The following is a 13953-nucleotide window of genomic DNA, read 5'->3' as shown; positions in this document are numbered from 1 at the left end:
AACATAGCTAGCGCTAAAAAATATTTAATGCTAGATAATGATGCACTATAAATATGTTATGTAAACAAAAAACATTTTCTCACCCCAAAAAACAGACGTACACATAAAAATGTGTTAAAATACAAAAGATTGGAGTGAAATTATGAATAAACGATATAACATCACATTAATGTCAGTACTTGCATTTTTTTTAATCGCAATGGATCAGCTGACAAAATATATTATTGTTAAAACGATGAAGATCGGAGATAGTATTTCTGTTATTGGCGACATTTTAGAAATTACTTCTCACAGAAATCATGGTGCTGCATGGGGAATGTTACAAAATCAAATGATTTTCTTCTATGTAATTACTGTTATCGTGCTTTTTGCGATTGTATTTTTTTATTACAAAGAAGCGTTATATAATCCTATTATGCAGTTAGGTTTGACACTTATTTTTGCAGGTGCTATCGGTAATTTTATTGACCGATTATTTAGAGGTAATGTTGTAGACTTTATTGATACTAAAATCATTAATTATGATTTTCCGATTTTTAATATAGCGGATAGCTGCTTAACAATTGGAGTCATCGTTTTACTCTACGATATGCTATTTAACCAAAAAGAGGAGAAACGAAATGGAAACATATAATTTTTTAATTGAAGAAGAAGAAGTAGGAACTAGAATTGACCGTTATTTAACTGATATGAATGAAGATTGGTCACGTAATCAAATTCAGGATTGGATTAAACTTGGGCTGGTAGTAGTGAACGGTAAGCCTGTTAAATCTAATTATAAATTACGAATTGATGATGAAATTATTGTCACTGAAAAACCAGTGGAAGAGATTGATTTACAAGCTGAAGATTTAGGACTGGATATTTATTATGAAGATAAGGATGTAGCCATTGTCTATAAACCTAAAGGTATGGTTGTTCATCCTGCGCCTGGTCATCCGAATGGAACATTAGTGAATGGATTAATGTTTGCAATTAAAGATTTATCAGGTATCAATGGTGAGATACGACCAGGTATTGTACACCGTATTGATAAGGATACTTCAGGATTATTGATGATCGCTAAAAATGATGTTGCGCACCGTGGGTTAGTTGAGCAACTTGTTGATAAAACTGTAACACGTAAATATACAGCGCTTGTTCATGGAGTAATTCCGCATGAATTTGGAACAATTGATGCTCCGATTGGGCGTAACGTTCGCGATCGTCAGGAGATGGCAATCGTGGATAATGGTAAACAAGCAGTGACACATTTTAATGTTATTGAAACTTTTGATAAATATACGTTAGTGGAATGTGTACTGGAAACAGGACGAACACACCAAATTCGTGTACATATGAAACATATCGGCTTCCCATTAGTAGGTGATCCTAAATATGGACCTAAGAAAACAATGGATATTGGCGGACAGGCATTACATGCAGGCGTATTAGGTTTTGAGCATCCGGTAACAGGTGAGTATATTGAACGTCAAGCACCACTTCCAGAGTATTTTGAAGAAATTTTAACGAAGCTTAGAAAATAAAATGTAATTTTTCATAGTTTGTTGACATTCATTTTGAGAATGCTATTATTATATTAAATAAATCACACGTTAATGCTTTTAAATAAGTCCAGAGAGGCTTATAAGGCGTCGAGGGATCCTCACGTCTATTTGACGTGAGGATTTTTTGAGGAGGAATTAATGTGGATAAAAGAATCGTATTAGATGATAAGGCAGTCGATCGTACTTTAACACGTATTGCTCATGAAATTTTAGAGAATAACAAGGGTGCTGATCAATTAGTACTTCTAGGTATCAGAACACGTGGTATTTACCTGGCTAATCGAATTCAATCTAAAATTGAACGCATTGATGGTGTAAAGGTACCAACCGGTATATTAGATGTTACACATTATCGTGACGATAAAACAGATAGAATAAGCTCAGACGTTATAGCGTATGAAATTGATACTGACATGAACAATCAACATGTGGTGATTATTGATGATGTGCTATATACAGGTAGAACAGTCCGTGCATCTCTAGATGCAATCTTAGATCACGTTCGTCCAAAACGCATTAGTTTAGCAACACTTGTTGATCGCGGTCATAGAGAGTTACCGATTCGAGCTGATTTTATTGGGAAAAATATTCCAACATCTACATCTGAAGAAGTCATCGTTTTATTAGATGAAATTGATGAACGTACACAAGTATATATTAAATAACTCTTTTAAGTTGGTGCGAGACACCTGCAAAGGGTTTAAGTGAGTAACAGACACTTAAGTCTCTTTGCATTTGCAAAGAGACTTTTTTTATGGAGGAAAGCAAAATGAAAAATGAAAATGATGAGATTTATGAAAGAACAGTCGAACCAATACTTGATGTTCATGAAAAACCAAAATCAAGTGAATGGATACTACTGAGCTCCCAGCATTTATTTGCAATGTTTGGTGCAACAGTGCTTGTGCCATTTTTAACAGGTTTACCGGTCTCTGCTGCGTTAATTGCATCAGGTCTAGGTACCTTACTATATCTTTTAATTACTAAAGGAAAGATTCCGGCATACTTAGGTTCAAGTTTTGCCTTTATTAATCCGATTATTATTGGCTTGAAAACACATAGTCTTGGCGAAATGTTAATGGCACTTTTCATGAGTGGATTAATGTATGTCATCATTGGCTTAATTATCAAAGCTGTCGGCACGAACTGGTTACTTAAGTTATTACCACCTGTCGTTGTTGGTCCTGTTATCATGGTAATCGGCTTAGGACTTGCGCCTGTTGCTGTCAATATGGCGATGTATACAAACAGCGGAACGATGGAAGGGTATAACTTCAAATATATTATAGTTGCAGCAGTTACTTTATTTACTGTTATTTTATTCTCTGTCATTGCGAAAGGGTTCTTATCAATCATCCCGGTATTAATGGGGATTATCGTTGGTTATATCTCTGCAGTAATAACTGGTATCGTAGATTTTTCTGGTATTCAGAAAGCAAAATGGTTCCAGTTACCTGATGTGCATGTTCCGTTTGTAAGTTACACACCTTCATTTGACTGGATGTTGATTCTTATTATGCTTCCAATCGTTTTTGTAACGGTAAGTGAGCATATCGGTCATCAGGTGGTTATTAATAAGATTGTGGGTCGCAATTTCTTCAAAGATCCAGGGTTACATCGCAGCTTAATTGGTGACGGCGTTTCAACAATGCTTGCATCAATCATCGGTGGTCCACCAAGTACAACATACGGCGAAAATATCGGTGTGCTTGCAATTACTAGAATTTACAGTGTTTGGGTAATTGGTGGTGCAGCAGTACTTGCATTAATCTTAGGTTTTGTAGGTAAGTTTACTGCGCTTGTATCAAGTATTCCAACACCAGTTATGGGTGGTGTTTCAATTTTATTATTCGGGATTATCGCATCAAGCGGTTTACGTATGCTTGTTGAATCTAAAGTTGATTTTGGAGATAAACGTAATCTCGTGATTGCGTCAGTCATTTTAGTATTAGGTATAGGTAAAGCACATTTAGATTTATCATTTGGAAAAATTAATTTAAATATTGAAGGGATGGCGCTAGCTGCACTAGCTGGTATTCTGTTAAACGCAATTTTACCTGAATCTCAAACTCATGAAGATTATTAACTAATAAAGAGGTGGATCGGATGAATTATTTACACTCAATTACTGAACTAACTAACGAAGAAATCATGACGACAATACAACGCGCAATAGATATTAAAAATGGAAAAACAGAAAAATTTCCGGACATCTTTGCAGCCAATCTATTCTTTGAAAATTCTACACGCACAAAATGTTCTTTCGAAGTAGCTGAACGTAAACTGGGCATGCAGGTCATCCCATTTGAAACAGGAACTTCATCAGTTTCTAAGGGTGAAAGTCTATACGATACTTGTAAGACGATGGAAAGTATCGGTTGCAATGTACTAGTGATTCGCCATCCAGAAAATGATTACTACCGTAATCTCAAGGGCTTAAACATACCAATTGTCAATGGTGGGGATGGTTCTGGTCAGCATCCTACACAATGCTTACTAGATTTAATGACTATTTATGAAGAATTTAAAAAGTTTGAAGGATTAAAAGTCGTGATATGTGGTGATATATTAAATTCCCGCGTTGCGAGAAGTAATTACCATGCACTTACAAGACTTGGAGCTGAAGTGAAATTTGTGGCGCCTGAGGAATGGATGGATCATTCACTTCCTGCTGAATACGTAAATATTGACAAAATCATCGATGAGGTTGATGTATGTATGTTACTTAGAGTACAACATGAAAGACATGAAAAAAGCGCATCATATACAAAGGAAGAATACAATGCTCAGTACGGACTAAATAGTGAACGTTATAATAAATTAAAAGATGATGCAATTATTTTACATCCTGCTCCAGTGAACAGAGACGTTGAAATAACAAGTGAGCTAGTAGAAGCACCTAAGTCAAGAATTTTTAAACAAATGACAAATGGTGTGTACACGCGAATGAGTATATTAGCGCAGGTCATTGAAGCTAACCAGTAATAAAGTGTAATATATCTCTAAAAAGTATAGAATAAAGGTAAATAAAAATTAAGGAGTGCAAATTATGTCGACATTACTTAGAGGCGGAAAAATATTAATTAACGGTGAATTACAACAACGTGATATTCGTATAGAGGATGGAAAAATTTCAGAAATCGGTGAAAAACTAAATGTTTATAATTCTGAAATTATCGATTTAGAAGGACAATTTGTATCTCAGGGCTTTGTAGATGTGCATGTACATCTACGTGAACCAGGTGGTGAACATAAAGAAACGATTGAAACAGGTACTGCTGCTGCAGCGAGAGGTGGATTTACAACTGTTTGTCCGATGCCAAATACTCGTCCGGTTCCAGATACAGTTGAGCATTTAGATGCATTAAATGCATCTATCGAAAAGAATGCTAAAGTTCGTGTGTTACCATATGCTTCGATTACAATACGACAAGTTGGTGAAGAGCTTGTTGATTTTAAAGCTCTTAAAGAACATGGTGCATTTGCATTTACTGATGACGGGGTAGGTGTTCAAACAGCATCAGTAATGTATGAAGCTATGCAGCAGGCAGCAGCGCTTGATATGGCAATTGTTGCACATTGTGAGGATAACTCATTAATCTATGGTGGAGCGATGCATGAAGGTAAAGTAAGCAAGGCGTTAGATATTCCTGGTATTCCTTCAATTTGTGAAGCTGTTCAAATTGCGCGTGATGTTTTGCTTGCTGAAGCGGCAGGTTGTCATTATCACGTGTGTCATGTTTCAAGTAAAGAAAGTGTGCGTGTTATTCGTGATGCAAAACGTGCGGGTATTCGTGTAACAGCTGAGGTTACGCCACATCATTTATTATTAAATGAAGAAGTAATTACTAAAGATGATGCAATTTTAAAAATGAACCCACCTTTAAGAGCGAAAGAAGATCATGAAGCATTAATTGAAGCATTATTAGATGGAACGATTGACTTCATTGCTACCGATCATGCGCCACATGCGGCAGAAGAAAAAGCACAACCGATGACAAAAGCACCTTTTGGAATTGTAGGTAGTGAAACAGCATTCCCATTACTTTATACAAAGTTCGTAAAAAATGGTGACTGGACTTTACAGCAGTTAATCGACTATCTTGCTGTAAAACCAGGGGAAGTCTTTAATTTACCTTACGGAAAATCACTAGAAGTAGGAAGTGTTGCAGATATTACAGTCATTGATTTAGATCAGGAATACGAAATTAAAGCAGAAGATTTCTTATCAAAATCAAGCAATACACCATTTATCGGTGAAAAGGTTTATGGAAATATTACAAGAACATTTGTTGAAGGAAAAATTGCTTATGAGGGGGCACATCATGCGTAATAAGAGATATTTAGTATTAGAAGATGGAACAGTATTTAATGGCTATGCATTTGGTAGTGAGAAAGAAGTAGTAGGTGAAATTGTATTTAATACAGCAATGACAGGTTATCAGGAGACCTTATCTGATCCATCATATACCGGGCAAATAATTACCTTTACTTATCCGTTAATCGGTAATTATGGTATTAACCGTGACGACTTTGAAACGTTAAATCCTTCATTAAAAGGTATGGTGATACGTGAATTATGTGACTATCCAAGTAATTTCAGAAACACTGCAAACTTAGATGAAACTTTAAAAAGTTATGATGTACCTGGTATTGATGGTGTAGATACACGCAAACTTACACGTATTATTCGCCAGCACGGTGTATTAAAAGCGGCAATAATTAACGATGCATCAAAAATCGATGCAACGATTGAATCACTAAAAACTACAGTATTACCGACAGATGAGGTAGCTCAAGTTTCAACAAAAACGCCATATATCTCTACAGGTAGTGATTTACGAGTAGTATTAATTGACTTCGGTAAAAAAGAAAATATCGTTCGTGAATTAAATCTTCGTGGATGTGATGTAACTGTAATGCCTTACACAACATCTGCTGAAGAAATATTACGTGTACAACCTGACGGTGTGATGCTTTCAAATGGGCCAGGTAATCCTGAAGTCGTTACTCAAGGGATTGAAATGATTAAAGGTATTTTAGGTAAAGTACCATTCTTTGGTATCTGCTTAGGACATCAACTATTTAGTTTAGCTTGTGGGGCTACGACATTTAAACTGAAATTCGGTCATCGTGGCGCTAACCATCCTGTTAAGAATTTAGCAACAGGTAAAATTGAAATAACTTCTCAAAACCATGGATATGCAGTTGATGCAGATTCTATTGAAAATACAGATTTAGAAATTACACATGTGGCGTTAAACGACGGTACAGTTGAAGGGGTAAAACATAAAACATTACCTGCCTTCTCTGTTCAATATCACCCGGAAGCGTCACCTGGACCTCATGATCCAAATTATTTATTTGATGAATTTATTGAATTGATGAAAACAAATAAGGAGCGTGCGAAATAATGCCTAAACGTAATGATATTAAAACAATTTTAGTGATTGGTTCAGGTCCAATCATTATCGGTCAAGCAGCAGAATTTGACTACGCAGGTACACAAGCATGTCTTGCCTTAAAAGAAGAAGGATACAAAGTAATTCTAGTTAACTCAAATCCGGCAACAATTATGACGGATACAGAAATTGCGGATAAAGTATATATTGAACCATTAACTTTAGACTTCGTTGCTCGAATTATTCGTAAAGAACAACCGGACGCACTTCTACCAACTTTAGGAGGGCAGACAGGTTTAAATATGGCAGTACAATTAGAAGAAGCAGGTATTCTAGAAGAAAATAATGTAAAACTTTTAGGTACTGAGTTATCTTCAATTAACCAGGCGGAAGATCGTGATTTATTCAGAAGTTTAATGTACGAATTAGATGTACCTGTTCCAGAAAGTGATATTGTCAATACAGTTGAGCAAGCTGTTGATTTTGCAAACGAAATTGGTTATCCAGTGATTGTCCGTCCTGCATTTACGATGGGGGGCACTGGTGGTGGTATTTGTCATGATGAACCAGAATTAATCGAAATAGTAACGAATGGTCTAAAATATTCACCGGTTACACAATGTTTAATCGAAAAATCAATCGCAGGTTATAAAGAAATTGAATATGAAGTAATGCGCGATTCAAATGATAATGCCATCGTTGTATGTAACATGGAAAATATTGATCCGGTGGGTATTCATACAGGTGACTCAATTGTCGTTGCACCATCACAAACATTAAGTGATAAAGAATATCATATGTTACGTGATGTATCACTACGAATCATCCGTGCCTTAAAAATTGAAGGAGGATGTAACGTTCAATTAGCTTTAGATCCACATTCATTCAATTACTATATTATCGAAGTTAACCCACGTGTATCTCGTTCATCAGCATTAGCATCTAAAGCAACAGGTTATCCAATTGCGAAACTTGCTGCGAAAATTGCAGTAGGATTAACGTTAGATGAAATGCTTAATCCTGTCACAGGTACTAGTTACGCTGCATTTGAACCAGCATTGGACTATGTCGTATCAAAAATTCCACGTTTCCCATTTGATAAATTTGAGAAAGGTGAGCGTGTGTTAGGTACTCAGATGAAAGCGACTGGTGAAGTTATGGCAATTGGTCGTACTTATGAAGAATCATTACTTAAAGCGATTCGCTCATTAGAATATGGTGTGCATCATCTAGGTTTACCAAATGGTGAAAATTTTGAACTTGATTTTATTGAAAAACGTATTAAAGAACAAGATGATGAGCGTTTATTCTTCATTGGGGAAGCAATTCGCCGTGGTATTTCATTAGAAGCTATTCATGAATGGACTAAGATTGACTATTTCTTCTTAAACAAATTCCAGCATATCATTGATATTGAGCATGATTTAAAAGAACACATCGGAGATATCGATCGATTAGAATGGGCTAAAAAATATGGCTTCAGTGACCGTGTCATTGCACATCGCTGGAATATGACCGAACGTGAAGTATATGATTTACGCCAGGCAAATAATATCAATCCGGTCTTTAAGATGGTTGATACATGTGCCTCTGAGTTTGAATCACATACACCTTACTTCTACGGAACGTATGAATCAGAGAATGAATCGATTGTGAGTGATAAGAAGAAAGTCATCGTTTTAGGCTCAGGACCAATTCGTATCGGTCAAGGTGTAGAGTTTGACTATGCTACAGTTCATGCCGTATGGGCGATTCGTGAAATGGGTTATGAAGCAATCATTATCAATAATAACCCAGAAACTGTATCAACAGATTTCTCAATCTCAGATAAACTTTACTTCGAACCACTAACGGAAGAAGATGTAATGAATATTATCAATTTAGAACAACCTGAAGGCGTTGTTGTTCAGTTTGGTGGTCAAACAGCGATTAATTTAGCTGAAAAATTAACAAAATACGGTGTGAAGGTATTAGGTACATCCTTAGAAAACTTAGATAGAGCTGAAGATCGTAAAGAATTTGAAGCATTAATGCAGAAAATTGAAATTCCACAACCTTTAGGAAAAACTGCAACATCTGTTGAAGAAGCTGTGGATAATGCAAATTATATAGGATATCCGGTACTTGTGCGTCCGTCATATGTATTAGGTGGTCGTGCAATGGAAATTGTTTATAATGAATCAGAACTTGTGGATTATATGAATCGTGCTGTAAAAGCTAGTCCTGAACATCCAGTATTGATTGACCGTTACTTAACAGGTAAGGAAATTGAAGTTGATGCTATCTGTGACGGTAAGACAGTTGTTATTCCTGGGATTATGGAACATATCGAACGTGCGGGTGTTCACTCAGGGGACTCTATTGCAGTTTATCCACCACAAACATTAACACAAAAACAAATAGATACTTTAGTTGATTATACAACACGTTTAGCACATGGATTAGAAATTGTTGGACTTTTAAATATCCAGTTCGTTATCGCTGATGAAGAAGTCTATGTGTTAGAAGTGAATCCGCGTGCATCTCGTACTGTACCATTTTTAAGTAAGATTACAGATGTACCGATGGCAAATATTGCGATGAAGGGCATTCTGGGAGAATCATTACTTGATAAGGGATTTAAAGAAGGGTTAGTTCCATTTAAAGAAGGTGTGTTTGTAAAAGCACCAGTATTCAGTTTCTCTAAACTTAAAAATGTTGATATTACATTAGGACCAGAAATGAAATCAACTGGGGAAGTGATGGGGAAAGATGTTACATTAGAAAAAGCGTTATATAAAGGTTTAGTAGCAAGTGGTTTACAAGTTAAAGATCACGGGACAGCATTAATTACTGTAGCAGATAAAGATAAACAGGAAGCGTTAGGACTTGCTAAGCGTTTACACGAAATTGGTTATCGTATTATGGCTACAAGTGGTACAGCGAAATTACTTAAAGAGAATAATATACCTGCCGTTGAAGTAAGTAAAATCGGTACAGAATTCAATTTATTAGATGTGATTCGTGACGGACATGTTCAGATTGTTATCAATACGATGACGAATGGTAAACAAACTGAACGTGATGGATTCCAGATCAGACGTGACTCTGTAGACAATGGTGTTCCATGTTTAACGTCATTAGATACAGCAAGAGCGTTAATCGAAGTCATCGAAAGTATGACGTTTAATATGAACCAAATGTAGGAGGGATCACGATGCAGGAAGAAATGAGAGTCGTTAGTCAAAGAAGTATTGCAAGAAACATATATGAAATCGTGCTTGAAGGTCAAATAACAAAAGAAATGACAACACCTGGACAATTCGTTCATATTCGAGTAGGGAATTCTTCAGAATTTATGCTTCGTCGTCCCATTTCTATTTGCTCGGTTGATCAAACACACCATACATTGACATGTCTATATCGTGCCGAAGGTAAAGGCACGATGGCACTGTCGAAATTAAAACAAAATGATACCGTAGATATTTTAGCGCCACTAGGACATGGTTTTCCGGTAGATGCTGCAAAAGAAACTGCCCTGTTAATAGGTGGAGGAATTGGTGTTCCACCATTATATGAATTATCGAAGCAACTCAATGCACGTGGTATCAAAACGATTCACGTTCTAGGATTTCAATCAAAAGAAGATATGTTCTACCTAGATGAGTTTAGTCAGTTAGGAGAAACACACGTTGCAACTGTAGATGGCTCATTTGGTACTAAAGGATTTGTTACAGATGTCATTCAAGCATTACCCAAAACTTATGATACTTTCTATACATGTGGTCCAATCGTAATGATTAAAGCTATTGAGCAGTCATTGCCTGACACACCAGGTTATGTATCTTTAGAAGAACGCATGGGTTGCGGTATAGGTGCATGTTACGCTTGTGTATGCGAAGCAGACAATGAAGCAGGCTATGTAAAAATTTGTACAGATGGTCCAGTGTTTGAGAAAGGAGCATTAGCATTATGAGTCGATTGAATATCTCATTACCAGGCTTAGAATTAAAAAATCCAATTATGCCGGCAAGTGGTTGTTTTGCATTCGGTAAAGAATTTGCGAACTTTTATGATTTGAATGAATTAGGAGCAATTATGATCAAAGCAGCGACACCGCAATCTCGTTTCGGTAATCCTACACCTCGTGTTGCGGAAACATCAAGTGGAATGATAAATGCGATTGGACTACAAAATCCCGGAGTAGATCATATCATTCATCATGAATTGAAATGGCTGGAGCAATTTGAAACACCGATTATTGCAAATGTAGCCGGATCAAAAGTTGAAGATTATGTAGAAGTTGCTGAAAAAATTTCAAAATCACCGAATGTTAAAGCTTTGGAGCTTAATATTAGCTGCCCAAATGTAAAAGAAGGTGGTATACAGTTTGGTACTGATCCAAAAACAGCAGCAGAACTAACTAAAAAAGTAAAAGCTGTTTCGTCTGTACCGGTCTATGTGAAGTTGTCACCGAATGTAACAAATATCGTCGATATGGCAGTCGCTGTGGCAGAACATGCTGATGGCATCACGATGATTAATACATTAGTAGGGTTGAGAGTAAATGAGAAAACAGGTGCACCTATCATTGCGAATACGATTGGTGGTCTAAGTGGACCAGCTATCAAACCAGTAGCTATGCGAATGGTTTTTGAAGTGCGTAAGGCATTGCCGAACTTTCCAATTATTGCAATGGGTGGCGTAACGGATGCTCAGGATGTTATAGACTTTATATCCGTTGGTGCTGATGCTGTAGCAGTTGGGACAGCAAACTTTCAGAACCCAACAGTTTGTGTAGATATCATCAATAATCTACCAGCTTACTTAGATAAACTCGGTGTGCATCATATTCATGAATTAAAGGGTCGTACAATTAAAGCGTTGGAGGCAAAATAATGAACACTAATCCTATAATAGCACTAGATTTTAAATCGATGGATGAAGTAAATAGATTTTTGAAGCAATTTAATACATCACTTTTTGTTAAAGTGGGCATGGAATTATATTTACAAAATGGACCAGATATTATTAAACAGATTCGAGCGATGGGACATGATATCTTTCTTGATTTAAAATTACATGATATTCCTAATACAGTTGGTCAAGCCATGAAAGGATTAGGAAAATTAGATATTCAGTTAGTCAATGTTCATGCTGCTGGTGGTTCAATTATGATGAAAAGTGCATTAGAAGGATTACGTGAAAGTGGTAGTGATGCATTACTCATTGCTGTGACACAATTGACATCGACAAGCGAAGCGATGATGAATCGTGAACAAAACATACAAGGTAGTATTAATGATTCAATCATTAACTATGCACAGTTAGCACATCAATCAGGTCTTGATGGTGTAGTATGCTCACCTAATGAAAGCCAATTAATTACAGATGCAGTAGGCAAAGATTTCTTGAAAGTTACACCGGGAATTCGCACATTACAAGATGCAAAAGGCGATCAAATTAGAATTGCAACACCTGAGACTGCAAAAGCAAATGGTTCAACACATATCGTAGTAGGACGTTCCATAACACAGGATGCGAATCCAGTTGAAAAATACGAATTAATCAAGAAAGCGTGGGAAATGTAATGTTAGAACAAAAAATTGCAAAATCATTACTTGAAATTGAAGCAGTATCTTTACAGCCACATGACATGTTTACATGGTCATCTGGAATTAAAAGTCCAATTTATTGCGATAATCGTCTTACAATGAGCTATCCGGCTGTTCGGGATGAAATTGCAGAAGGACTTAAAACATTGGTTGAAAAACATTTTAGTGATGTTAATGTGATTGCTGGTACAGCAACGGCTGGTATTCCACATGCAGCATTTCTTTCTCAAAAGATGAATCTACCAATGAGCTACGTACGTTCATCAAGTAAGAAACACGGAAAAGGCAATCAGATTGAAGGTTTAGTCAAACCTGGCCAAAAAGTTGTTGTAGTAGAAGACTTAATCTCAACTGGAGGATCAGCCATTGAAGCATGTGACGCTTTAAAGGCAGCTGGAGCAGATGTATTAGGTATTGTTGCTATATTCACATACAACCTTAATAAGGGGAAAGAACGCTTAAATGAAAGTGGTTATGAATATTATACGTTAAGCGACTTTGATACATTAGTAGAAGTTGCTAAAGAGATGAACAAAATTGAAGCAACAGATATTGAAGGACTTGTTGCATGGCGTAACGCTTTATAATGTTAAATATAGCTGTTTAATGTATACTTACATTAAACAGCTTTTTTGTGGGGTGCATTGCATGACAAACAAATGGGGACATATTAATAAGTTTATAAAAAATCCTGTACATGTGACAGATAAGAAAAGAATTGATACAGAAAATGATAAAAGAGAAAAATTTACTAAAAATAAATTAATTGCTCAGGTAAAAAAACCAATTAAAGATTTTGATTATCATATAGATTCATTTTTTAACTATGTATATCGTACAATTGCCATGCCCAATAAAATTATTGATAATCCAAAAAGCGGGAAGTATTTTTTCTTTGCATTTTTAAATTTTTTATTATATTTAGTGCTCATTTTTATATTGGGTGCATTTCATACTGCACAGTTTAATCTTTCGAGTGGTGTTAAAATGATTGTAAGTGGAACAGTTTTTTCAATGCTTGCGATTTTTTTTACATATTTGATTCAGATGGTTGCTTTGAATCGTACTAATAACTATTATAAAGTTTTTGTTGATACCATCAGTTATTATACAATCTATAACTTATTTGTGATATTTGAATTCATTGCACTGCTTATAACTCCCGAAGTTTCAATTATGTTTTATGTCATAAGATTTATTATTATAATGACGATACCATTTAAATTATTCATGAAATATCGTGAGATGAATAATATAGAGATCGATGTATTTCCTCTGCATATTACTTTTGTTATAATTATGGTTGTATACATTTATATATCTAAAGATATTGCATGGCTCAATTTCTTTAAATTTGAACATATACAATGATGCATTTTTAGAAAGCGACGAGTCTTACGCTAAAGTTTT

The 13953-nt window shown here is 35.7% G+C and carries 13 protein-coding genes; all 13 read left to right on the top strand.

All coding sequences use genetic code 11. The features are described 5' to 3' along the window. The first annotated feature begins 142 nt into the window (after positions 1-142). The 13 genes from lspA (at position 143) to ACMGE6_RS12155 (ending at position 13914) form a co-directional block, all read left to right on the top strand. Complete coding sequence (gene lspA, locus ACMGE6_RS12215; protein ID WP_414053976.1) at positions 143-634, top strand: signal peptidase II; 492 nt, start codon at positions 143-145, stop codon at positions 632-634. Continuing rightward, a complete protein-coding gene (locus ACMGE6_RS12210) occupies positions 621-1526 on the top strand; it encodes an RluA family pseudouridine synthase (protein WP_414046726.1) in 906 nt (301 codons plus the stop codon). The genes lspA and ACMGE6_RS12210 overlap by 14 nt, the downstream gene beginning before the upstream one ends. A 161-nt stretch (positions 1527-1687) precedes the next feature. Further along, positions 1688-2212, top strand: coding sequence for a bifunctional pyr operon transcriptional regulator/uracil phosphoribosyltransferase PyrR (pyrR, locus tag ACMGE6_RS12205; protein ID WP_414046725.1), 525 nt, complete (start codon positions 1688-1690; stop codon positions 2210-2212). Positions 2213-2316: 104 nt separating this feature from the next. Then, entirely contained in the window at positions 2317-3633 is a 1317-nt protein-coding gene (uraA, locus tag ACMGE6_RS12200; RefSeq protein WP_414053975.1) for a uracil permease, read from the top strand. 20 nt (positions 3634-3653) lie between these two features. Next, on the top strand, positions 3654-4532 hold the full coding sequence (locus tag ACMGE6_RS12195; protein ID WP_414053974.1) for an aspartate carbamoyltransferase catalytic subunit: 879 nt from the start codon (positions 3654-3656) through the stop codon (positions 4530-4532). 64 nt (positions 4533-4596) lie between these two features. Continuing rightward, the gene (locus ACMGE6_RS12190) at positions 4597-5880 is read left to right on the top strand and encodes a dihydroorotase (protein ID WP_414046722.1); all 1284 of its coding nucleotides are present in this window, start codon (positions 4597-4599) and stop codon (positions 5878-5880) included. Continuing rightward, the gene (gene carA / locus ACMGE6_RS12185; RefSeq protein ID WP_414053973.1) at positions 5873-6961 is read left to right on the top strand and encodes a glutamine-hydrolyzing carbamoyl-phosphate synthase small subunit; all 1089 of its coding nucleotides are present in this window, start codon (positions 5873-5875) and stop codon (positions 6959-6961) included. Before ACMGE6_RS12190 ends, carA begins: the two co-directional genes overlap by 8 nt. Next, entirely contained in the window at positions 6961-10134 is a 3174-nt protein-coding gene (gene carB / locus ACMGE6_RS12180; protein WP_414053972.1) for a carbamoyl-phosphate synthase large subunit, read from the top strand. The genes carA and carB overlap by 1 nt, the downstream gene beginning before the upstream one ends. A gap of 5 nt (positions 10135-10139) precedes the next feature. Further along, positions 10140-10904 carry a dihydroorotate dehydrogenase electron transfer subunit gene (locus tag ACMGE6_RS12175; RefSeq protein WP_414048186.1) on the top strand — a complete coding sequence of 255 codons (765 nt, stop codon included), beginning with the start codon at positions 10140-10142 and terminating at the stop codon, positions 10902-10904. Continuing rightward, entirely contained in the window at positions 10901-11827 is a 927-nt protein-coding gene (locus tag ACMGE6_RS12170; RefSeq protein WP_414053971.1) for a dihydroorotate dehydrogenase, read from the top strand. The genes ACMGE6_RS12175 and ACMGE6_RS12170 overlap by 4 nt, the downstream gene beginning before the upstream one ends. Further along, positions 11827-12519 (top strand): orotidine-5'-phosphate decarboxylase, encoded by a 693-nt coding sequence (pyrF, locus tag ACMGE6_RS12165; protein WP_414047932.1) that lies wholly within the window; start codon positions 11827-11829, stop codon positions 12517-12519. The genes ACMGE6_RS12170 and pyrF overlap by 1 nt, the downstream gene beginning before the upstream one ends. Continuing rightward, complete coding sequence (gene pyrE, locus ACMGE6_RS12160) at positions 12519-13130, top strand: orotate phosphoribosyltransferase (RefSeq protein ID WP_414053970.1); 612 nt, start codon at positions 12519-12521, stop codon at positions 13128-13130. The genes pyrF and pyrE overlap by 1 nt, the downstream gene beginning before the upstream one ends. Before the next feature lie 61 nt (positions 13131-13191). Next, a complete protein-coding gene (locus ACMGE6_RS12155) occupies positions 13192-13914 on the top strand; it encodes a hypothetical protein (RefSeq protein WP_414053969.1) in 723 nt (240 codons plus the stop codon). The last annotated feature ends 39 nt before the right edge of the window (positions 13915-13953 follow it).

It is taken from the genome of Macrococcus equi (assembly GCF_047426745.1).
In the GTDB taxonomy this organism is placed as follows: Bacteria; Bacillota; Bacilli; order Staphylococcales; family Staphylococcaceae; genus Macrococcoides; species Macrococcoides equi.
Note: the sequence above shows the minus strand (reverse complement) of the source record. Positions and strands in the feature narration are given on the sequence as shown.

Excerpts from the sequence above, each read along its gene's own strand:
- lspA (WP_414053976.1), top strand. The coding sequence starts at position 143 with ATGAATAAACGATATAACATCACATTAATGTCAGTACTTGCATTTTTT.
- ACMGE6_RS12210 (WP_414046726.1), top strand. The coding sequence starts at position 621 with ATGGAAACATATAATTTTTTAATTGAAGAAGAAGAAGTAGGAACTAGA.
- uraA (WP_414053975.1), top strand. The coding sequence starts at position 2,317 with ATGAAAAATGAAAATGATGAGATTTATGAAAGAACAGTCGAACCAATA.
- ACMGE6_RS12195 (WP_414053974.1), top strand. The coding sequence starts at position 3,654 with ATGAATTATTTACACTCAATTACTGAACTAACTAACGAAGAAATCATG.
- ACMGE6_RS12190 (WP_414046722.1), top strand. The coding sequence starts at position 4,597 with ATGTCGACATTACTTAGAGGCGGAAAAATATTAATTAACGGTGAATTA.
- carA (WP_414053973.1), top strand. The coding sequence starts at position 5,873 with ATGCGTAATAAGAGATATTTAGTATTAGAAGATGGAACAGTATTTAAT.
- carB (WP_414053972.1), top strand. The coding sequence starts at position 6,961 with ATGCCTAAACGTAATGATATTAAAACAATTTTAGTGATTGGTTCAGGT.
- ACMGE6_RS12170 (WP_414053971.1), top strand. The coding sequence starts at position 10,901 with ATGAGTCGATTGAATATCTCATTACCAGGCTTAGAATTAAAAAATCCA.
- pyrF (WP_414047932.1), top strand. The coding sequence starts at position 11,827 with ATGAACACTAATCCTATAATAGCACTAGATTTTAAATCGATGGATGAA.
- pyrE (WP_414053970.1), top strand. The coding sequence starts at position 12,519 with ATGTTAGAACAAAAAATTGCAAAATCATTACTTGAAATTGAAGCAGTA.
- ACMGE6_RS12155 (WP_414053969.1), top strand. The coding sequence starts at position 13,192 with ATGACAAACAAATGGGGACATATTAATAAGTTTATAAAAAATCCTGTA.